The sequence below is a fragment of the Bradyrhizobium sp. genome (assembly GCF_030697065.1).
Taxonomy (GTDB): domain Bacteria; phylum Pseudomonadota; class Alphaproteobacteria; order Rhizobiales; family Xanthobacteraceae; genus Bradyrhizobium.
Genome location: NZ_JAUYQU010000277.1, coordinates 1 through 21,436, shown reverse-complemented (window position 1 = coordinate 21,436; position 21,436 = coordinate 1). Strand labels below are relative to the sequence as shown.

Below are 21,436 nucleotides of genomic sequence, written 5' to 3'. Positions count from 1 at the left end.
CGGGTTCGCAGGCGTTCGGTCACTGCGTCTACGACGATCACATGCCAGTCACGCGGCTCGATGGCGGCCTTGTCCGTCACTCCGGATCCCTTGGACGAAGCCATATCACGAACCCCATTGGATTACGGAAGCGAGCGGCGGACACTTGCGCGGATACTTCGTCATTGGCGAGGATGACCCTTTCTCGACTGCGGATGAGGCCGCACGCATTGCCCGCATCGGCAATCCTCGAACACAATAGACATAGGCTGATGACGACTCAACAGAATGCGACCGGAGCAAAAATCGTTGATCGACACGCATTGGCCGTAGCGGCCGTTTTGATCCATGTCATGGCTTGAACTTCGAGACGCGGGGTCCCGTTTATATTCGGACGACGGCGGAACTAACTGCGACGAATGCTCGCACGGCCTGCCGTGACTCGACCCACCCAGCCGGTTACATTGCCTGACGCGCCGGCCGCGCTGCATCGGAGCGGGTGAACAAGGAGGCAGTCTTGCCGGGTGGCCATATCGCGGTCTTTTATGAAATGGCTGTCATTCTGGCGATCGCGAGCACCGCCGGCATCGTCGGCGTGCTGCTGAAGCAGCCGCTTCTGATCGCGTTCATCGCTGCCGGCATTGCTGCGGGGCCGGGTGTGCTGGACCTGATCCGATCGACCGGCCATCTCAATGTGCTGGCCGATATCGGAGTCGCCGTTCTGCTTTTCATGATAGGGCTCAAGCTCGACCTGCACATCATCCGTTCGCTCGGCAGAGTCGCCGCAGCGACCGGCCTCGGACAGGTCGCTTTCACTTCCCTGGTCGGGTTCGCGATCTGTCTGGGGCTCGGACTCGACGTCCTGACAAGCGTTTACGTCGCGATCGCGCTGACGTTCTCAAGCACGATCATCATCGTCAAGCTTCTAACCGACAAGCGCGAAGTGGATTCGCTGCACGGCCGCATCGCAATTGGATTCCTCATCGTCCAGGACATCGTTGTGGTCGTGGCGATGGTCGCTCTTTCGTCGTTCGGACTCGGCGCCGGCGGAAATCCGGCCGGCTTGAGCATGCCGGCGGTGTTGGGCAGCAGCCTGGTGCTGCTCGCGGGGCTCGGACTGTTCATGCGATTTGCGGCCGAGCCGCTGGTCTCGCGGATTGCGCGGCACCCCGAGCTACTCGTCACGTCAGCGTTGACATGGGCGGTCCTGCTCGCTGCCGTCGCCGACTGGATAGGCCTCGGAAAGGAGCTGGGCGGATTGCTGGCCGGAATTTCCCTGGCATCCACATCGTTCCGTGACGCCATCACATCGCGCCTCGCAAGCCTGCGCGACTTTCTGTTGTTGTTCTTCTTTCTGATGCTGGGATCCCGGCTCAACCTCGAAGTTCTGGGCGGTCAGGCCATCCCGGCTCTGGTCCTTTCGATTTTTGTCCTGATCGGAAACCCGTTGATCGTGCTGGCGATCATGGGCGCCATGGGTTACCGCAAGCGAACCGGCTTCCTCGCCGGACTCACGGTCGCGCAGATCAGCGAGTTCTCGCTGATTTTTATCGCCATGGGGCTTACCCTTGGTCACGTTCGCCAGGAGGCCGTCAGCCTGGTGACGCTTGTCGGCCTCGTCACGATCACGCTTTCGACCTACATGATCATCTACTCACACGAAGTATACCGCATTCTGGAGCCGCTGCTGGGTCCATTCGAGCGGAAGATCGCCGATAGCGAGCAGGCCGTTATCGCGCCACAGAAGGATTTCGACATGATCCTGTTTGGCCTGGGCCGATATGGTAGCGCGTTGGGGCAGGTTCTCCACGACCACGGTCGACGCGTTCTGGGGGTCGACTTCGATCCTGAGGCACTCGCCCGCTGGAGGGCGCGGGGACTTCCTGGCACCTTCGGCGACGCGACCGACCCGGAGTTTCCGATTTCACTTCCTCTGGGAGGGGTCTCCTGCGTCATCATCGCCACGCCCCCGTCGATCCCCGGAACACTGGAGGAAGACACCCAGCTCATTCTCACGGGCGTTCTAAGACGCATCGGCTTCAAGGGACGCATTGCCGTGCGAAGTCACGATCAGATCGATAGCCGACGCGTGATCGACGCCGGCGCCGACATCGTCCTGTCCCCCTTCGCCGACGCGGCGACACGGGCTGCGGAGCTGCTCGAACTCGACGGCAATTTGCGGAGCGTCACGACGCAAGTCACAGCAGCAACGCGTTCGAATGTCGGCGAGCCGACCGGGCACTGGAGATAACACCTGATGAAAACAATAGTGGCGGCGACGGATTTCTCCACTCGGTCACAGCGGGCGATACGGCGCGCCGGCCTCTTGGCTCGACAGTGGGAGGCCAAGCTCACGCTTGTTCATGTTGTGGACGATGACCAGCCCGAATCATTGGTCGATCTCGAACGCCGCGAGGCAGGCAATTTCCTGAATGAACAGATTGGCTCGGTTGCCGAGCTGCAGGGCGTCCGTTGCAGCGCGGTGGTCGCAACCGGAGAAGCGTTCGATGGCGTCCTGCACACTGCGAAGAGCGCGTCAGCCGACCTCATCGTGATGGGAACGCACCGCAAACAGCTGTTGCGCGATACATTCGTCGGGACCACCATCGAGCGCGTCATCCGCACGGGCCCCTATCCCGTGCTGATGGTGAACAAGGAGGTGACGCATTCCTATCGGCATGTGCTCGGCGCCGTCGACTTGTCCGTGCCTTCGGCGCAAGCGATCCAAACAGGCGTCGCTTTGGGGTTGATCGGCGATTCCTCCGTTACCATCATCCATGCCTTTATTGCGCCGGCCCGAGGCAAGCTGTTCGTCGCGGATGCGTCCAGCGAACGGATCAGCGAATACATCGCCAGCGAGCGTCTTCAGGCGATTGAAGAGCTTAAGGCCTTCTTGACGGCAAATGAGATTCACGGCCAACGGTGGGGGTACCGCATCGAAGAAGGGGGTGCGTTCGAAGTGATATCCCGGGTCGTGCAGGAATCGATGCCTGACCTTGTCGTGATCGGTACTCATGGCCGCTCCGGCATCGCGAAAATGCTGCTTGGCAGCGTCGCCGAGGAGGTCCTGCGCAGCGTCGACGTTGATATCCTTGCCGTACCGCCCATGCGTTGAGCGGGCCGTTGCGTTGCCTGGCACCGGTGCATCTCCTAATCCCGCGTTAACCTTTCGCTAACCGGCCCTTAAATCCCGGCCGCTAGCGTGCGGCAGGACCGGTGTGGACGACGTTGGCGTATGGCGTGGGGACGGAAAAAGAGCAGCGGACGCAAGGAGCCGCAATTCGGGCTCGCGGCATCGTTGAGCGAACTGCGCCTCGGCCCGCAGGACCGCGTGGCCAGCAGCGACGACGCGCCGAAGAAGAAGCCTTCCCCAAAACGCAAAGCCGGAGATGCCTGCGACGATGAGCCGCGCGAGCGCAAACCGCGCGCCAAGACAGCGAGCCGCAAGCGCAACTCCAGGACCCGCTCCCGCAGCGGCCTCGGCCGCCTGGTTTATTGGGGCGCCGTGCTGGGCCTCTGGGCGGTGATCGCGGCAGTCGGCGTCGTGATCTGGGTCGGCGCGCATCTGCCGGCGATCCAGTCACTCGAGATTCCAAAACGGCCGCCGACAATTCAGATTACAGGCTTCGACGGCAGCGTACTGGCGACCCGCGGCGAAATGGTCGGCGCCAATGTCTCGTTGAAGGACCTGCCGCCGCATCTGCCGAAGGCGTTCATCGCCATCGAGGACCGCCGGTTCTACTCGCATTACGGCATCGATCCGATCGGAATCGCGCGCGCCGCCGTGGCCAATGTCCTGCATCGCGGCGTCTCGCAGGGCGGCTCGACGCTGACCCAGCAACTCGCCAAGAACCTGTTCCTGACCCAGGAGCGCACCTTCATGCGCAAGCTGCAGGAAGTCGAACTGGCGCTGTGGCTGGAGCGCAAGCACTCCAAGAACGAGATTCTCGAACTTTATCTGAACCGGGTCTATTTCGGCTCCGGCGCCTATGGCGTGGAGGCCGCGGCCCAGCGCTATTTCGGCAAATCCGCCAGGAACGTCACGATTGCCGAGGCTGCGATGCTGGCGGGGCTGGTCAAATCACCCTCCCGGCTGGCGCCGAACCGCAATCCGGAAGGCGCCGAGAAACGCGCCCAGATTGTGCTGGCGGCGATGGCGGACGCCAAATTGATCACCGAGGCGCAGGCGAAAGCCTCGATCGGGCAGCCCTCCACCCATGTGAAAGCGGTGGGTGCCGGCACCGTCAATTATGTCGCGGACTGGATCGGCGAAGTGCTCGACGATCTGATCGGCCAGGTCGACCAGAATATCGTGGTCGAAACCTCGATCGATCCGAAGCTTCAAAGCCTGGCTGAAGCCTCCATCATCGACGAGCTCGCGGCAAAGAGCGTCAAATTCAACGTCAGCCAGGGCGCGCTGGTGGCGATGACGCCTGACGGCGCGGTGCGCGCCATGGTGGGCGGCCGCAATTACGCCGAGAGCCAGTACAACCGCGCGGTCACGGCGAAACGCCAGCCCGGCTCGGCGTTCAAGCCGTTCGTGTATCTGACCGCGATCGAAGCCGGATTGACGCCGGAAACGATCCGGCAGGACGCGCCGCTCGACGTCAAGGGCTGGAGGCCGGAGAACTACACCCACGAGTATTTCGGCTCGGTGACGCTGACGCAGGCGCTGGCGATGTCACTCAACACGGTGGCGGTGCGGCTGGGACTGGAGGTCGGCGCCAGGAATGTGGCGCGCACCGCGCACCGGCTCGGCATTTCCTCGAAGCTCGAAGCCAATGCCTCGATCGCGCTCGGCACCTCGGAGGTCTCGCTCAACGAACTGGTCGGCGCCTATGCGCCGTTCGCCAATGGCGGCCGGGGGTCGACGCCGCATGTCGTGACCCGGATCCGCACCGCCGAAGGCAAGGTGTTGTATGTCAGGCCTGCGGACCAGCTCGGCCAGGTGATCGAGCCGCGCCATGTCGCCATGATGAACAGCATGATGCGGGAAACACTGCTCTCGGGCACCGCGCGCAAGGCGGAAATCCCGGGCTGGACCGCCGCCGGCAAGACCGGCACCAGCCAGGATTTCCGCGACGCCTGGTTCATCGGCTATACCGCCAATCTGGTGACCGGCGTCTGGCTCGGCAACGACGATAACTCGCCGACCAAAAAGGCGACAGGCGGCGGACTACCGGTCGAGATCTGGACGCGCTTCATGCGCACAGCCCACCAGGGCGTGCCGGTGGCGGCGCTGCCGAGCGCGCGCCAGGGCGGCTTCCTGACCAACCTGATCGAGTCCGCATCGCAAGCCAGCGCGCCCCCCGCACCGTCCGCGCAAGCGGCATCTTCGCAACCGCCGGCGCCGATCCCGCCGGGCAACGCATATCGTCCGCCGACGCCGACGCGCGCATCCAACCCCTCCGCGCGTCCCGAGGCGGCGGCAGGTCTGGACGGCTGGCTGGTGGACCGACTGTTTGGACGATAGGCCTTTCCGCTGCCCGGACGGCCCGGCCGACCCATTGCCGCCGCTCAGAGCAGATGGAAGTCCGAATGGATATCGGCAACCGGCGGGTAGGGAGTCGACGCCGGCAGACCCAGATAGAGGGCCTTGGTGCCGTACGCCTCCGAAAACTGCGCCGCGGCTTCATCGAGGATGATGTGCCCGGAAGGGTCGAGCAAGAGCGCGGGCCGCGTAAACCCGTTCAGCGTATAGGCCGGCACCAAGGTGCCGCCGGGATTGTTGACAGAGAGCCCGTTGAATGTCGCGGCGACACCGGTCAGATCGGCAGAGTTGCCGGCGAGATCCTCGACGGCCGCGCCATGCGCGACAAAGCCGGTGACCGCCAGCGATTGGGTCCTTGGGTCGCCGGATGACACCAGATATTCGAACGCGAGCTTCTGCGCGTCGTTCAAGGCCGCCGTGCCCGCGGCATCATAGTCCGCGGTCGCGCCGGTGTTCAGCGTCAGTTCCGGCGTACCGCCGCTCAATCCGACGGCCTCGTTGAATGCCAGCGCGAAGTCGATCGTCGAACCCGCAATATTGTTGCCGTTCGCAGGCGACGCGGTAAGCCCCGTCACATGCGGCGCCGCAGTGTCGAGGGTGAATGTCAGGCTGCCGGGAGCGCCGGTATTGCCGGCAATGTCCCGCTGCACCACCGTTACGGTGTGAACGATGCGCCTTAGCTAGTCCTGGATCCCGTAGCGATGCAGGTCGTTGCCGTGGGTGTCGAGCCAGGTCTTGGCGCGCTCGACATGGGCACATTCGCGGGCGACCACCCGCCAGAACCGTGCCGAATGGTTCATCTCGACCAGATGCGCCACTTCATGGGCGGCGAGATAATCCAGCACGTAGGGCGGCGCCAGGATCAGGCGCCACGAAAACGACAGTGAACCGGCCGAAGTACAGGAACCCCATCGGCTCGACTGGTCCCGGATCGACAGCCGCTTCACCTTGACGCCATACGCCTCGGCATAGGCTTGCGTGGTCTTTTGCAGATCGTTGCGCACTTCGCGCTTCAAGTAATCGGCCACGCGGCGCTCGATATGTTCGGCGCCGCCGGCGACGCAGATGATCCGCTCGCCGCTGTCGCGGGTTTCGGTCCACACGGTGCCCCTTACGCCGGCGCGATGCACGATCTTGTGCGCAACGCCACGCAACGGCACCACGGTACCCGGAAGAAAAGGTGCTGCCTTCGGCAACCGGCCGAGGCGCGCGGCGATCCAGCCGCCGTGACGCTGTGCAAAATCCTTGGCATCGGCGATGGTGCCGCGCGGCGGCATGGTGAGGATGGCTTCGCGGTCGCTGGGATGAATACGCAGGGTGTAACGCCGCGCGCGGCGGTGCCGGCGCAGCCGGATCGAATAGATTTGCGAGCCGTGCTTGACGAGAAGTCGAGAGGGTTCGGCAGGCCGCCGATAAAGGAGCGCGCGAGTAGCCATATGTGCAAGTCCGGGGAGCAAGAGTTCGCCCGGATTCTGCCACATCCGCCGCCAGTGAAATCGCTCGGCGCAAAAACAAATCATTTGCCCAATATACAGGGGCAAACCGCGGTTCGGACCCTACAGGATGGGGCTGGAACCAAATATTTTGGAGGGAACCGACCCTCGAAGCGACCTTGAAAAAATGAAACCAAACTCATTCTTTCAAGAAGCCGCGAATCCGGTTTTCCTTGCATCAATTCAGAGGGTTATCGATCGCGCGAATCAACGCCACCTTCACCGAGCGAGCCGCGATCTCGCCTTTGCCGCGGCTCGATCGACATTTATTCCGCCGCGGCGACCAACGCAGGCTTCCTGCTCGCCGCCGACAGCATGAAATCTGAAATGCGCGGCACGATTTCCGATTTGAAGCGGGAGCCGTTGAAGACGCCGTAATGGCCGACGCCCTTTTGCACGTAATGCACCCGGCGATGGTCGGGAATCGAACTGCAAAGCGCATGCGTCGCCTCGGTCTGCCCGATACCCGAAATGTCGTCGTTCTCGCCTTCGACCGTCATCAGCGCCACGCGCGAGATCTTCGACGGATCGACCAGTTTGCCGCGATGGGTCATCTCGCCCTTGGGCAGCGCATGCTTGACGAACACGGTGTCGACCGTCTGCAGATAATATTCCGCGGTCAGGTCCATGACGGCGAGATACTCGTCATAGAAATCGCGGTGCTTGTCGACCAGGTCGCCGTCACCCTTGACCAAGTTGTTGAACAGCGCCTTGTGGGCGTCCTTGTGGCGATCGAAATTCATGCTGATGAAGCCCGACAGCTGCAGGAAGCCCGGATAGACGTCGCGCATCACGCCGGGATGCGGAAACGGCACCTTGGTGATGACATGGCTGCGGAACCAGTCGATGCCCTTCTCGGCCGCCAGATTGTTGACGGCGGTCGGATTGCGGCGGGTATCGATCGGGCCGCCCATCAGCGTCATCGACACGGGAACGAAGGGATCGCGCTCGGCCTCCATCACGGAAACCGCCGCCACCACCGGCACCGAGGGCTGGCACACCGCGATCACATGCATGTTGTTGCCGAGCGTCTGCAGCATTTCGATGACGTAATCGACGTAATCGTCGAGATCGAAGCGGCCTTCGGTCAGCGGCACCATCCGCGCATCGGACCAGTCGGTGATGTAGACCTCGTGGGTCGGCAGGAAGGCTTCGACGGTGCCGCGCAGCAGCGTGGCGTAATGGCCCGACATCGGCGCCACGATCAGCACCCGCGGCTGCGGGCTGCGCAGCGGACGGGTCAGCTGGCGATCGAAGTACAACAGGCGGCAGAACGGCTTTTCCCACACGGTGCGGATTTCGATCGGCGTGCGCACGCCATTGACCTCGGTATCGTTGAGGCCCCATTCCGGCTTGCCGTAACGGCGCGTGGTCCGCTCGAACAGTTCGCAGCCGGCGGCGATCGATTTGCCTAATTGGGTGTGCGACCACGGATTGAGCGGATTCTGAAACAGGATCTTGGTGGCGTCGGTCAGCGCGCGCGCCGGGTTGAGCGACGCCTGTCCCATTTCGTACATCCAGTACATCGGCGTCGTCTGCGCCGGACTGCCTTCGACCACCAGGGGCGGGGGCGCGCCAAATTCACCAATCGGCATCGGCATATCTATTCCTCAATCCCATCTTGCATCGCAGCATACTGCCGAATGCGTAATTAAGCGTCAATGCGCGGACCGGTATATCTACGTGCCGGAAACGCTAAAGGTCCGCAAATTCCCCGGATTTCCTTGGGATAAGTGAATTTATTCGCCGCTCTGGATCAGCGAGCCCTGGCGCCGGGCGCTGCGCAAAAGGGCAAGAAATCCCGCAAATGATGCAATAAACAGCACGGCGTTGATCGCCAGCGCCGATATCATCAGGTCGGCGCGGAACACCTTGTCGATCATCAGCGCCCGCATGCCTTCGAATACATAGGTCGGCGGCAGCATCCAGGCGACATATTGCAGCCAGTCCGGCAGCACCGTGACGGGGTAATAGACGCAGGCGAGCGGCATCACCCCGAACATCAGCGTCCAGACGATGCTCTCGGCGCCGAGACCGTTGCGCAGCACCAGCCCGGAAACGAAGATCCCGAGCGACCAGCTGGTGAAGATCAGATTGCAGAAGAACGCGATCAGCGGCAGCCCGAAGCCGAGCACGTTGAAGTCGAAAAAGATCATCGCCAGCAGCGTCATCGGAACGATGCCGATCGCCAGCCGGATCAGGCTCATGATCATCAGCGCGATCAGGAACTCGATCGGCTTCAGCGGACTCATCATCAGGTTGCCGAGATTGCGCGCCCACATCTCCTCGAGAAAGGAGATCGAGAAGCCGAGCTGGCCGCGAAACAGGATGTCCCACAGGATCACCGCGCCGATCAGGGTGCCGCCGGCCTGGGCGAAGAAGCCGGCATTCTGCGAGATGTAGTTCTGCAGGAACCCCCAGGTGATGATCTGCAGCGCCGGCCAGTAGATCAGTTCCAGCAGCCGCGGCCACGACGACAGCAGCAAATACCAGTAGCGCAGGATCATCGCCTGGATGCGATGCGGCGCGATCCCGCCGGGCAGCACCAGCGTGCTCATGACGCGCCCTCCTGCTGGCGGCCGCGCGCGACGTCGAGGAACACTTCCTCCAGCGTCGTCCGGTTGTAGCGGGTCATGATGTTGTCGGGACTGTCGTCGTCCTCGACCCGGCCGCGCTTCATGATGATGACGCGGTCGCACAGCCGCTCGACTTCCAGCATGTTGTGCGAGGCCAGCAGGATGGTGGCGCCGTGGGTCTTGCGGTAGGTCAACAGATGCTGCCGGATCCAGTCCGCGGTATCGGGATCGAGCGAGGCCGTCGGTTCGTCCAGCAGCAACAGCTCGGGCTGGTTGATCAGTGCTTTCGCCAGCGCAACGCGGGTCTTCTGCCCGGCGGAAAGCTTGCCATTGGCGCGGTCGAGGAAGTCGCCGAGATCGAGATCGGCGGCGAGTTGCTCGATGCGCTGGCGCAAGTTGCCGACGTCATAGAGCCGGCCGAACACGGTGAGGTTCTGCCGCACCGTGAGCCGCATCGGCATGTCGACATAGGGGCTTTCGAAATTCATCCGCCCCAGCACCTCGGCGCTCTGCCCGGGCATCGCACAGCCCAGCACCTGGATCCGCCCCGAGGTCGGCAGCACCAGTCCCATGATCATGGCGATGGTGGTGGTCTTGCCGGCGCCGTTGCCGCCGAGCAGCCCGGTGATGCTGCCGCGCGCGATGGCGAACGAGACGTCGTCGACGGCGCGGGCGGTCTTGTAGATCTTGACCAGATTCGCGACCTCGATCGCCGCGGAGCCGGCCGGACCGGTTGCGGGCACGTCGGACGGTGCGGCGTCGTCAGGCATCATGCGGGCCGTTCATTGAGCCATCGTGGCCGCAAGCGCAAGGCTGGCGCCGGCTTCCACCAAAATATCGAAAACAACCCCATGCAATGCCCATTTGTGGTAATTTAATACCAGTTTGTGGTCGCCCCGCCGCGCGGCTAAGCTGCCGGAATGACCGACGTCGCAGCCTCCGATTTCCGCCATCCGCGCCGCCATGTCCGTCTGGATACCATCCTGCGGCTGCGCTGGCTCGCCGTGCTCGGCCAGCTCGCCGCCATTTTCATCGTGGCGCACGGGCTCGAATTCGACTTCGAAGTGGTGCCCTGCCTCACCGTGATCGGCCTGTCCGCAGCCCTCAATCTGGGACTGCAGATCGCCTTCAACCCGATGCAGCGGCTGGAGCCGGTCTATGCGGCGGCGTTGCTGGCGCTGAACATCCTGGAACTGGCGGCATTGCTGTTTCTCACTGGCGGCCTGCAGAATCCGTTCGCGTTTCTGTTCCTGGCCCCGGTCCTGATCTCGGCGACGGCTTTGCCGACGAGGCTGACCATCGCGCTCGGCGTGCTTGCGGTGGCCTGCGCCGCCGCGCTGGTGTTCTTCCATCTGCCGCTGCCGTGGGAGGGCGACGAACCCGTGGCGCTGCCGCCGGTCTATCTGTTCGGGGTCTGGCTCTCGATCCTGCTCGCGATCGGCGTCACCAGCCTCTATGCGATCCAGGTCACCGAGGACACCCGCAAGCTTTCCGACGCACTGGCCGCCACCGAACTGGTGCTGACCCGGGAGCAGCATCTGACCCAGCTCGACGGCCTCGCCGCCGCCGCCGCGCATGAGCTCGGCACGCCGCTTGCGACCATCTTCCTGATCGCGCGCGAACTGGAGAAGACCGTTCCCGCCGACGGCCCGCTCGCCTCCGACGTCAAGACCCTGCGCGAACAGACCCAGCGCTGCCGCGATATCCTGGGCAAGATCACGCAGCTGTCCGCGACCGGCGCGCCGTTCGACCGCATGCCGATGTCGACGCTGATCGAGGAACTAGTGGCGCCGCATCGCGATTTCGGCGTCGCGATCAAGATCCGGATCGCGGTGGCGGCGGCCAGCGAGCCGGTCGGCACCCGCAATCCGGCGATCCTCTACGGCGTCGGCAACATCCTGGAGAATGCGGTCGATTTCGCCCGCAAGACGGTGGAAGTGGAAGCGTGGTGGAATAACGAGACGGTCGAGCTGGTGATTTCCGACGACGGACCGGGGTTCGCGCCCGAGATCATGAAGCGGATCGGCGAGCCCTATTTGTCGCGCCGGCGCGGCAGCGACGATCCCCACGGCGGGCGGCGGGGTCTCGGACTCGGGGTATTCATCGCCCGCACGCTGCTGGAGCGCACCGGCGCCAGGGTCTCGTTCCGCAACCGCACCTTTCCGGACCATGGCGCGGTGGTCCAGATCGCCTGGCCGCGGAGCCGCTTCGAGGCCACCGAAGGCGGCGAAATATCAGATGAAGCAGCGACTTAGCGCGCGATGAGATTGAGTTGAGCTGGAGCAGCACCCGACACCTCTCCCTTTGGGAGAGGTCGGCGCGCAGCGCCGGGTGAGGGGTTACGGTCTTTCATGAGGGCCGCACCCCCCTCACCCGATTTGCTGCGCAAATCGACCTCTCCCCGCCGGGGAGAGGTAAACCGCATCCGCATGCGACCGACCGAAACCGCACCGCCGCGCAGAGACGATTATTAAATCGGTCTGACACTGCCTTGGCAGTCGGCCATTGCCGCGCCATATGTATAGTATCCGCCACAAAGGGATATCAGCACCTTGAACGCCAATGCCGAACTGACCGACCAGGCCGACCGCTCGCTCCTGATCGTGGAAGACGACAAGCCGTTCCTGGAACGGCTGTCGCGCGCGATGGAAACCCGCGGCTTCACCGTGACCTCCTGCGACAGCGTGTCCGAGGGCCTGGAGCAGATCGGCAAGGCCGCCCCCGCCTTCGCGGTGGTGGACCTGCGGCTCGGCGACGGCAACGGCCTCGACGTGGTGGCGGCGCTGAAGCGCAAGCGCCCCGACGCCCGCGCCATCGTGCTGACCGGCTACGGCAACATCGCCACCGCCGTGACCGCGGTGAAGATGGGCGCGGTGGATTATCTGTCGAAACCCGCCGACGCCGACGACGTCGTCGCAGCATTGCTGGCCAGCGGCACCGAGAAATCCGAGCTTCCGCACAACCCGATGTCCGCCGACCGCGTGCGCTGGGAGCATATCCAGCGCATCTACGAGATGTGCAACCGCAACGTTTCGGAGACGGCGCGAAGGCTCAATATGCATCGGCGGACGCTGCAGCGGATTTTGGCGAAGCGCGCGCCGCGTTAACGCGCGGTCATTGCTTAACGCGCAAGGGATTTGATCCGCGGTCCCCAATGAGGCCTCCCGACAATGCGCGCGAGCGCTTTGCGATGTCGGCCTTACCCTGAAGCGGGCATCCAGCGATCCATGTGCCATGTCCGTAAGTGCCCGGACCTGACTTAAGCGGCGATCCGAATGTTGCAGAGCAAGGACCGAGGACCGAGTTACTTGACCTCGGCGATCTTCGCTCCAGATGAAAGCATCTGCGCGTTCGTTGCCGCGGGCCGGTTCGACGGCAATGCCGGGTCCGGCGATCGGAAAGCGGCGTCGGGCGGTGCTCCCCGGGATGGTCGACGGGCAGCGGTTGCCGGAAGCACGATTACTTTCGCTCCGACTTTCACCCGTTCATAGAGGTCCACGACGTCGTCATTGGTCAGCCGGATACAGCCGGAGGAAACCCGCTTGCCGATCGTATCCGGGTTGTTGGTGCCGTGAATTCGATACTCGGTTTCGCCGAGATACATCGCGCGCGCGCCGAGCGGATTGCCGGGACCGCCCGCCATGAACCGCGGCAGGTAAGGCTGACGCGAGACCATCTCCGCGGGCGGATGCCAATCCGGCCATTCGGCCTTGCGGGCCACGGTCTGCTCACCCGACCATGTGAAGCCTTCGCGGCCGACACCGATGCCGTAGCGCATCGCCTGCCTGTCGTTCAGAACGAAATAAAGGAATGTGTTGCCGGTATCGATGATCACGGTGCCCGGAGTCTGGCGGCTGGCATAGTCAACCACCTGCCGCGCAAGTGCTCCGGGACCCTCGGCAGCCCTTGGTGGTTCGACCAGCGGCGCGGGGGCCGGAATCGGAGCCGCGGCCGATGCACGAACCGGAGGCGCCACATAGACCGGGGTCGACGACGCATGGGCCTGGGGCGCGGACGGCTTCCGTACCGGTTGCACGCTCCCGGGGCGAGACGACAAACCGTATCCCAATGCGGCGACGGCGATGACGCCAATTGCAACTCTCGCGGGCATTGGCAGGACGAAGGCCTCCGCCTTGCCACGTTTGGCCCGCTTGCTCATGTCTTTCCCCAGGTCACCACGCCCTGAAGAAGTACCCAGCAAAATTTAAGAAACTTCGTGCCCGGACTGGAACTGTCAGCGGTGGTTAACGCCGAACGCCTGTTCGGCAACTACGCCGTCGAGGCGGTGAAAATCCCGCTGGCGGGACCGGTGGCAGGCGTCCCCGGCGACATCGGCGCCGTGCTGACAAGGCAGGATAGTTTGACTAACCTCCATGGCGGCCATCAAGATACGGTACCACAGGCCCCACGAGAGAAGATCGATGAGCACAGTCAAAAGCGCTCTAACCCAGAAGAGCGGCGCCCTGATCCATGTTCGTTCCGGCGACATGGTCGTCGAAGCCCTGCGCCGGATGCGCGACAACCGGGTTCGGTCGGTGCTGGTCATCGACGACGACGTGCTGGTCGGTATCGTGACCCAGGGTGACTGCGCCATCAAGGTGCTGCTGCCCGGGCTCGATGCGAAGCAGACGCCGGTGGGCCAGGTGATGACGGGCAACCCGGTGACGGTCAAGCCGGACGATCGGCTGGAAAGCTGTATGGGCATGATGGCCGCGCGCGGTTTTCGCCATCTGCCGGTGCTGGACGCGGGCAAGGTCGTGGGCGTGATCTCGATCGGAGACGTCGTCAAGGACATCATCCGGGAGCTGGAGCACAATCTGGGCGACCTGACGGGCTACATCATGCGGGACGGCCCCGGGGGCTGACAGACTCATCCGCCCTGGGGTGCTGCTGCGGCACCGCGATCCGTTGCTTCACCCTCAAATTTCCTTCCACCAGCGCCAGGTCGCCGCCAACGCCAGCAGGCCGAACGCGCCGGTCAGGGCCACGGCGTTGTGGGACCCGATGCGGTCCGCGAGCCAGCCCAGCCACAGGAAGCCGATTGGGCCGGTACCGATGCAGACGGTCAGGATGCCGAGGATGCGCGAGCGCATGTGCAGTGGCGCGGCAAGATAGACCAGCGTGGCCTGCATCGTCGCGAAGCCGGCGCCGCCCAGCCCCGTCATGATCAATGCCACGCCTGCCAGTACGGGACTTTGCACCAGCGCGAAAATCACCACGGTGACCAGGTAGCAGACGACGCCGCCGAGATAGACCCGGCCGTACCATCGCGGGATCGACCACAACCCCACCAGAAGCGCGCCCACGAAGGCGCCGATCCCGTCCATGGCCGCGAGTATGCCCACGCCTTCCGGACCCAGATGCAGACGGTCGCGCCCGATGACGGGAATCATGCTGGTGAAGGGCCACGCGAAGATATTGTAGATCACCGTCACGACCAGCACGCCGATCAGCCGCTTGTCGGTGCGGACCAGAGCGAACCCCTCGGCGATCCGCGCCAGCACGGCTTCGGAGCCCGCGACGCGGGGAATGCGCGAGCGTATGGCGAGGATCGCCCACAGCGCGGTGCCGTACATCAGGACGCTCAGGAAAAACGCGCCCTGGATGCCCGTGCCGGCGAGCAGGAATCCGCCGATGGCGGGGCCGACCATGCGGCTTGCATTGCCGGCGCCGACATCCAGCGACATGGCCGCGCCCATCTGTTCGCGGCCCACCACCTCGCCCATCATCACACGGCGCACCGGATTGTCGGTGCACCAGCCGCAGCCGTTGATGAAACTCGCGACCGCGAAATGCCAGATCTCGAGTTGTCCGGTTTCGGCCAGGACCGCAAGGCCCGCCGAGGTGCCGGTCATCATCCCCACGACGATGAGGAGAGTCCGGCCGCGATCGTAGCGTTCCGCAAGCGCGCCGAGAAACACCCCGAACAGCGCCATGGGAAGCAGCCGGAGCATGGTCATCATCGAGACCAGAAACGCCGACTCGGTGCGCTGGTAGACGACAACCCCGACCGCGATGGTCTCCAGCCAGCGCACGGTGGCGACGATCAGGCCGACATACCATAAACGCCAGAAATCCGGTGCCCCGATCATCCGCCGGAACGGCGATTTGCTCACGCTTTCGCTTCCTCTCCGGGGGCGGCTTACCCCTTATTGCTTGCACCGCTGGCAGGGTGTCGACGCGAATGACCCAGGGTGGACGCTGGACAAGCGTCTAGTACATGGAATCACAAATCGGTATTGCAGCCCATCCTTCGAGACGGCCACTTCGTGGCCTCCTCAGGATGAGGGTTAACTTGTTGAAACATAACAACCTCATGCTGAGGAGCGAGCGGAGCGAGCGTCTCGAAGCATGGGCAGCAAGCGACTCATCTTTCTCACATAGTAGGTACTAGCACTGGCTCGACGGGAAGCTGGCATGAGCCCGATCGCACAGGATCGTTTTGGAGAACGAATTGCCAAACCACTGGCTCGTCAACGAGCCATCGTTGTCGACCCAGGGGATCGGTGGCAATTGCGGCAGGTAAGAAGCATAAGGCATCACTTTCGCGAGCGTCACCCTGCCCGGAAACTGTGCCTGGAAAGCCTTGTTCATTCCGCCGTCAAGGCCGCTGTAGATGGGGGCAACCGGCACGTCGTCTTCAAGCAATTGCGCGTATGCGAGCTCGTCGGTGCGGGTTTTTTCCTGCGCCAGCCGCGCGATTTCCGGATTGACGACAAAAGACGGGCATTTTTCGGTGGGGTTGAACACAAGCGGACGCGACGAGTTGCGGGGAGGTTGCGCATCGAAGACGTAGCGGCGGTCGCACACATCCACCTTCGGTTCGAGTTGCGTCGTCTCGAAATGATCGTTGCCGATCTTGAGCATTTTCCAGAACGCCATGTTCGGATTATTCCGATGCCGCGCCAGATTCGCCGGCGTCAGGCGGAACGGATAGGCCTGGACCTGGAACGAGGGCCGGCCGCTGCGGAATGAGTCGCGGGCCAGCGAATAGATCTCGCTTATCTGTTCGTCGGTCATGGCATAGCAACCGCTCGACCAGCAGTCGCCATGGATCATGAGAAAGCTGCCGTCGCGATCGTTCGCCTTGTCGAACCGGTTGGGGTAGCCGAGGTTGATCGCAAGATAGAAGCTGGAGTTGGGATTCATCAAGTCAGGTGTGACCCTATAGAAACCCTCCGGAGCCTGCCGGTCGCCCTCCTGCAGCTTCGGCCCGAGATCGCCCGACCACCGGCAGATCGGATATGTCTTGAGTAACTGGAAGCGGCCGGCGGTGTCCTGCTTCCAGACTTCGAGCTCCGCCTCTTCCTTGAAAACGCGCAGAACGATGGGTGAGTATTTCGGCATCTGCTTCTGCCGGAGCATCGAGAGCAGCTCGGCCGGGAGTTCCTGTGTTGCCTTGGCCGGCAACCGGTTGTTGCTGGCTTCGCCAAGGCAGGTGACCGGCGTCAACCCCGCGGCAAGGACTGCCGTCAGCACAAGTGCACGTCGGACCATGGCGCGGATCACTGCTGTACCTCGGACGTGGAAACTCTGCCATCTGGAGCCTGCAGTCGGTGGCTTTCGTAAGGCAAACTCCGGATGGGTGCAGGTGGTGACGAACTCCGGGCTTTTCGTCAACCTCAAGACAGCAGGGCGGCCGGACTCGGCTGAATTACCGATCTATGGAAAATACCGCTGAACAAACTTTTGAAAACTCCCCATCAGAAACCGGTTCGCTCGCTTGCTGATGGGAGCTTCCGGCGCCATCACGTCAAAACCATGAAAAGCCCCGTCGAATACCTCGAACTCGACCGGAATATCGGCGCGACGAAGGTTCTCGACGTAGGTTTTCGTCTCATCCCGAAATGGTTCCAGACTGCCGACATAGGTGATCGTCGGCGGCAGCTTGGTATAGTCCGTGCAGCGTGCCGCGGCGGCGTAAGGCGTAACGTTCGTCACGCCATCGAGATAACGCGACCAGGCCAGCTTGTTGGCTTCCTCATCCCACACAGGTGCGTCGTTTCCAACGGCAGAGGCGCTGTTCTGGCGGTCATCGATCATCGGATATAGCGGCATTTGAAATGCTATTCTGGCATCGCCGGTCTCGGCAGCCTTGAGCGAGACGGCCGCCGCGAGCCCGCCGCCCGCGCTATGGCCCGACACGATGAACCCGTCGGTTCTTCCGCCGATGGAAGCCGCATGATCCCTTACCCATAACAGGGTGTCGTAGCAGTCGTTGAATGCGGCCGGGTACGGAGCCTCAACGGCCTTTCTGTAATCCGGCGCGACGATGATGCAGGGCGCCGTCTCGATGAAGTCCTTGATGATGGCACCGAACTGCTCGGGCACCCCATGAACGTAACCGCCGCCGTGAAAATACAGCATGACCGGCAGTGGCCCAATCGCCGCGGTCGGCCCATAGACCCTCACGCGAATGGGCGGCCCCCCGTTTCTGCCCGGAATATGCCGCTCCCGGCAGACAAGTCCTCTGATGTTTTTTCCCCGCAGGATGGCCGCACTGAAGCGGAACACGAGCAGCGAGAACCATCTCGTGTGAAAGGAGCGCGCCATGATACGCCCAAGGGCATAGCTGCCGAGCAAATCCCTGTTCACCATGTCCCTGGTGACTTTCATGCAAACCTTCCTGCCTTGCCGGCAAAATTTCCGTGTGAGGGTAACCGGCCGAAGTCCACTTCCTGACCGGGCATGATCCGGAACATCTGAAGCTTCTCTCCGAAAAGATCATGCCCCCACAACGACCCGAAGCGCGATGGGGATCCACCGTCCATCCCCGCTCCGTCCGGCAGGGCACCGGTTATTGCGCGGCGGCCATTCTTGCCGGCATGGGCAGCCGAAGGCCCAGACCCCGGGAAAACCGCGGGCGCCTGGAAGCCGGCAGTCTCTCCGGAAGCTGTCCGAAATACGCGATGGTTTGCGTCATCGCACCCCGGATGGCTGGCTCGATCTTCGTGCAGATGAACCAGCAGACGAGGACCAGGATGCCGAGCTGGACCCACACCGCCGAGGTCGCATCGAGGCCGGCATCGACCAGGGCACGAATGATCGCCGTGCCGATGACATTGTGGGTGAGATAGAGCGGATAGGTGATCAGCCCGAGCGTTCTGAAGTACGCCGGCGCTTCACGCGAGACGGCAGGTGCAGGGCGCCGCTTCCTGGTCGCGCACCAGGCAATGAGGCCCACCGCCGCTGCCCAGACCATGATCGGCACGAGGGCCGATTGATCCGAGATGGCGGGAATGCTGGTCAGGAAGAACGAGGCAAAGAAGTAGATTTCCGCGGCGCCGGAAAGACAGGCGACGGCGAGGGCGACGCTTTCGAGCGCCGTCAATTTCCGGTTCGCGGAAATGAAGAGCCAGATGCCCAGCGCGAAAAAGCAGCCATGGGTCAACAGGAATGCCGCGCACGGTACCCGGAACATCAGGATCACGAGATAGGGCAGGTCGGAGGGCGTCGTGCATGACAGCACCAGCAACGCGACGGCGTTGAACACCGCGCTGTAGATGGTGAGGCCGAAGGCCAGGTGCCGCAGGGTGACTTTCTTCGTAAGCATCGCGCAGAACACGAGCCCGTAGAATGCCATCTCGGCCGCCAGCGTCCAATAGACGCCGTCGAGCCATTCACCCACGACTCCCTTGGGTACCAGCAGCATGGCGTGGATGTAGGGCACGATGTATTCGGATGCCCGTCCGCTACCGAGGACAAGCAAAACGATGAGGGTCGCGGTGGCGCAAACCCAGATCGCCGGATAAAGCCTGAGCGCGCGGCCGAGAAGAAACTCTTTCGGCGAAGAGTTGGTGGCGGAATTCGCGATCACAAAGCCGGAAATGACAAAGAATATTTCGACACCCACCCAGCCGAACCAGGTGTAGGGCGCGGCGGACGGGTACAGAACATCGGCGGCAACGTGTTGCTCGAAGCCCGGGACGCCGATCGAGACCCAGGCCCAGGACCAGAACATCTGGTGAAAAACGGCGACGCCGAGGGCAGCCCCGAAGCGCAGCGGATCCAGCAGGGGGAAATGGTTCTTCACGGGAGTGCTCCCAATCCAGCAAACGATCCCGTTGCAGATACTGGATGCTTGCGCCAAGCTCTGTGAGGTTAGTCACGATTTCACCGCCGCCGGTTCGAATGCCCGAATCGCCGCCTGGGTCAACGATGTTGGCGGAGAGCTCAACCCATCCCAACTTGCACCAAACCCCGGAAACCGCGTAAATCCCGGCCAGTTCACACCTCATCCGGGAATCCCCACCACATGCAGTTCGATGACGTCATTCTCGGTCGCCGGAGCATCCGCGGCTACAAGCCCGATCCGGTGCCTAAGGAGCTGATTGCGGAAATCATCGGTCTGGCGATGCGCGCGCCGTCGTCGATGAATACCCAGCCGTGGAATTTCTACGTCATCACCGGCGAACCGCTGGACCGGATCCGCGCCGGCAACACCGAGCGGATGGTGGCGGGCATCCCGCAGTCGCGCGAGTTTCGCACCGGCCAGGCCTTTGCGGGTCCGCACCGCGATAGACAAGTCGGGGTCGCCAAGCAGTTGTTCTCCGCGATGGGGATCGCGCGGGACGACAAGGACAAGCGCCAGGATTGGGTGCTGCGCGGTTTCCGTCAATTCGACGCGCCGGTCTGCGTGATCGTGACCTATGACCGCGTGCTTGACGGCAGCGACGATACGCCGTTCGATTGCGGCGCCGTGGCGACCGCCCTGGTGAATGCCGCCTGGTCGCGCGGGCTCGGCGCCGTGATCAACAGCCAGGGCATCATGCAGTCGCCCGTGGTGCGCGAGCACGCCGGCATAGCCGACGACCAGGTCATCATGAAAAGCATCGCGCTGGGCTGGCCGGACGAAAGCTTCCCGGCCAATGCGGTGGTGTCCGAACGACGATCCGTCGAGGAAGCCACGGTGTTCGTCGGGTTCGGGAGCTAGACGCGCCGGATGGGGAGAGACAGCGATACCCACCCCCGTCCCTCATGGTGAGGAGCGCGTCAGGCAGCGCCCTTGCGCTGCGCGACGCGCGTCTCCTCAGGATGAGGTCTGTGATCGTTCGTGCGACCTGAGTACCTACTTCTTCGGCAATCTCGGCTTCTCGATTCCCGCAAGATCGCACAGCGAATCGACCATCGCCGAAAAGTCCTTACCGCTGAAGCGCAGGCGCCTGCGCCATTGGACTTACCGGCCAAGGCAACATCCACCGCTGTCACAGCGGTGAAGGGCTAACGACGGTCGGGGTGAATTACGTTTCGAAACCCGCCGGCGCCGTGACGGGTCTCGTAAAACACCGAACCCATCATGTCAGAACCGACGGCGGCCACCCTCATTTCATGTCCATGCCCTTGTGCGGATCGGCCGGCTTCATGCCGTCCATCATCGCCATATTCCGGCAGCAAGGGCAGCCGCCCATGGCCATGCCGGACTTCGGTTCTGCCTGGGTCTTGGGGGCGTCTGGCCATTCGCTCAAGCTGTTGGCGGTGGCGGGCTTCCCGCACATGCCGCCAGACGCCTGCTGACCGCCACCGCCGCACATGGCAGCGGCGGGCGAAAGCCCGAACAGAAGGGAAAGGGCCGTTGAAGCCAGAAGCATGCGCATGCGAAATCCTCCGATTGGCAGGGGACTTTAGGCTCAACCCGGGAAATCCGGCAATCACGTTCCGGTCAGATCAGCCACGGCGCAAGCAGGCAAGGCGTGGATGGCCGGGTCAAGCCCGGCCATGACGAAGAATGGGCTCACTCTCACGCCCGCGCATGACGCGTGTGGGGCCGTCTACTTCTTCGGCAGCCTCGGCTTTTCGATTCCCGCGAGATCACACAGCGAATCGACCATCGCCGAAAAGTCCTTGTCCCCGAAGCCGCGGGCGCGGGCGGTGCTGAAGGCTGCGCGGGCGGCGGCGGC

General features: G+C 63.2%; 18 protein-coding genes. 7 read left to right on the top strand and 11 right to left on the bottom strand.

Going from position 1 to position 21,436, the window contains the following annotated elements; translation table 11 throughout:
• Positions 1-478 precede the first annotated feature (478 nt).
• The 3 genes from Q8R73_RS21620 (at position 479) to Q8R73_RS21610 (ending at position 5,452) form a co-directional block, all read left to right on the top strand.
• Entirely contained in the window at positions 479-2,230 is a 1,752-nt protein-coding gene (locus Q8R73_RS21620) for a cation:proton antiporter (protein ID WP_305721582.1), read from the top strand.
• A gap of 6 nt (positions 2,231-2,236) precedes the next feature.
• Positions 2,237-3,094: a universal stress protein gene (locus tag Q8R73_RS21615; protein WP_305721581.1), complete on the top strand. Its 858-nt coding sequence runs from the start codon at positions 2,237-2,239 to the stop codon at positions 3,092-3,094.
• Between the two features lie 120 nt (positions 3,095-3,214).
• Complete coding sequence (locus Q8R73_RS21610) at positions 3,215-5,452, top strand: transglycosylase domain-containing protein (RefSeq protein ID WP_305721580.1); 2,238 nt, start codon at positions 3,215-3,217, stop codon at positions 5,450-5,452.
• 44 nt (positions 5,453-5,496) lie between these two features.
• On the opposite strand, the gene Q8R73_RS21605 is transcribed toward Q8R73_RS21610, so the two are convergent.
• The 5 genes from Q8R73_RS21605 to Q8R73_RS21585 all read right to left on the bottom strand — a co-directional run bounded on the left by Q8R73_RS21605 (position 5,497) and on the right by Q8R73_RS21585 (position 10,312).
• A complete protein-coding gene (locus Q8R73_RS21605) occupies positions 5,497-6,120 on the bottom strand; it encodes a hypothetical protein (RefSeq protein WP_305721579.1) in 624 nt (207 codons plus the stop codon).
• A 30-nt stretch (positions 6,121-6,150) separates the two neighbouring features.
• Positions 6,151-6,990: a M48 family metallopeptidase gene (locus Q8R73_RS21600; RefSeq protein WP_305721578.1), complete on the bottom strand. Its 840-nt coding sequence runs from the start codon at positions 6,988-6,990 to the stop codon at positions 6,151-6,153.
• A gap of 239 nt (positions 6,991-7,229) precedes the next feature.
• Entirely contained in the window at positions 7,230-8,558 is a 1,329-nt protein-coding gene (locus Q8R73_RS21595) for a polyhydroxyalkanoate depolymerase (protein WP_305721592.1), read from the bottom strand.
• A gap of 144 nt (positions 8,559-8,702) precedes the next feature.
• Positions 8,703-9,521, bottom strand: a complete 819-nt coding sequence (locus tag Q8R73_RS21590) for an ABC transporter permease (RefSeq protein WP_305721577.1) — start codon at positions 9,519-9,521, stop codon at positions 8,703-8,705.
• Positions 9,518-10,312, bottom strand: a complete 795-nt coding sequence (locus Q8R73_RS21585; RefSeq protein WP_305721576.1) for an ABC transporter ATP-binding protein — start codon at positions 10,310-10,312, stop codon at positions 9,518-9,520. Before Q8R73_RS21585 ends, Q8R73_RS21590 begins: the two co-directional genes overlap by 4 nt.
• Positions 10,313-10,459: 147 nt before the next feature.
• Between Q8R73_RS21585 and Q8R73_RS21580 the strand changes: the two genes are divergently transcribed.
• Positions 10,460-11,794 (top strand): ActS/PrrB/RegB family redox-sensitive histidine kinase, encoded by a 1,335-nt coding sequence (locus Q8R73_RS21580; protein ID WP_305721575.1) that lies wholly within the window; start codon positions 10,460-10,462, stop codon positions 11,792-11,794.
• A gap of 297 nt (positions 11,795-12,091) precedes the next feature.
• Positions 12,092-12,646: an ActR/PrrA/RegA family redox response regulator transcription factor gene (locus tag Q8R73_RS21575; protein WP_305721574.1), complete on the top strand. Its 555-nt coding sequence runs from the start codon at positions 12,092-12,094 to the stop codon at positions 12,644-12,646.
• Between the two features lie 197 nt (positions 12,647-12,843).
• On the opposite strand, the gene Q8R73_RS21570 is transcribed toward Q8R73_RS21575, so the two are convergent.
• Complete coding sequence (locus Q8R73_RS21570) at positions 12,844-13,698, bottom strand: L,D-transpeptidase (protein ID WP_305721573.1); 855 nt, start codon at positions 13,696-13,698, stop codon at positions 12,844-12,846.
• A gap of 262 nt (positions 13,699-13,960) precedes the next feature.
• Here Q8R73_RS21570 and Q8R73_RS21565 point away from each other — a divergent pair, with 262 nt between their 5' ends.
• Positions 13,961-14,404, top strand: coding sequence for a CBS domain-containing protein (locus Q8R73_RS21565; RefSeq protein WP_305721572.1), 444 nt, complete (start codon positions 13,961-13,963; stop codon positions 14,402-14,404).
• A gap of 54 nt (positions 14,405-14,458) precedes the next feature.
• On the opposite strand, the gene Q8R73_RS21560 is transcribed toward Q8R73_RS21565, so the two are convergent.
• From Q8R73_RS21560 to Q8R73_RS21545, 4 genes are all read right to left on the bottom strand, one after another.
• Positions 14,459-15,655 carry an MFS transporter gene (locus Q8R73_RS21560; protein ID WP_305721571.1) on the bottom strand — a complete coding sequence of 399 codons (1,197 nt, stop codon included), beginning with the start codon at positions 15,653-15,655 and terminating at the stop codon, positions 14,459-14,461.
• Between the two features lie 274 nt (positions 15,656-15,929).
• A complete protein-coding gene (locus tag Q8R73_RS21555) occupies positions 15,930-17,048 on the bottom strand; it encodes a murein L,D-transpeptidase family protein (protein WP_305721570.1) in 1,119 nt (372 codons plus the stop codon).
• Positions 17,049-17,201: 153 nt separating this feature from the next.
• Positions 17,202-18,155, bottom strand: a complete 954-nt coding sequence (locus tag Q8R73_RS21550; protein WP_305721569.1) for an alpha/beta hydrolase — start codon at positions 18,153-18,155, stop codon at positions 17,202-17,204.
• Between the two features lie 181 nt (positions 18,156-18,336).
• Positions 18,337-19,572 (bottom strand): acyltransferase, encoded by a 1,236-nt coding sequence (locus Q8R73_RS21545; RefSeq protein WP_305721568.1) that lies wholly within the window; start codon positions 19,570-19,572, stop codon positions 18,337-18,339.
• A gap of 222 nt (positions 19,573-19,794) precedes the next feature.
• Here Q8R73_RS21545 and Q8R73_RS21540 point away from each other — a divergent pair, with 222 nt between their 5' ends.
• On the top strand, positions 19,795-20,472 hold the full coding sequence (locus Q8R73_RS21540; RefSeq protein WP_305721567.1) for a nitroreductase: 678 nt from the start codon (positions 19,795-19,797) through the stop codon (positions 20,470-20,472).
• Positions 20,473-20,860: 388 nt separating this feature from the next.
• Here Q8R73_RS21540 and Q8R73_RS21535 read toward each other — a convergent pair whose 3' ends face one another.
• Positions 20,861-21,133 (bottom strand): hypothetical protein, encoded by a 273-nt coding sequence (locus tag Q8R73_RS21535; RefSeq protein WP_305721566.1) that lies wholly within the window; start codon positions 21,131-21,133, stop codon positions 20,861-20,863.
• Positions 21,134-21,436: the final 303 nt, after the last annotated feature.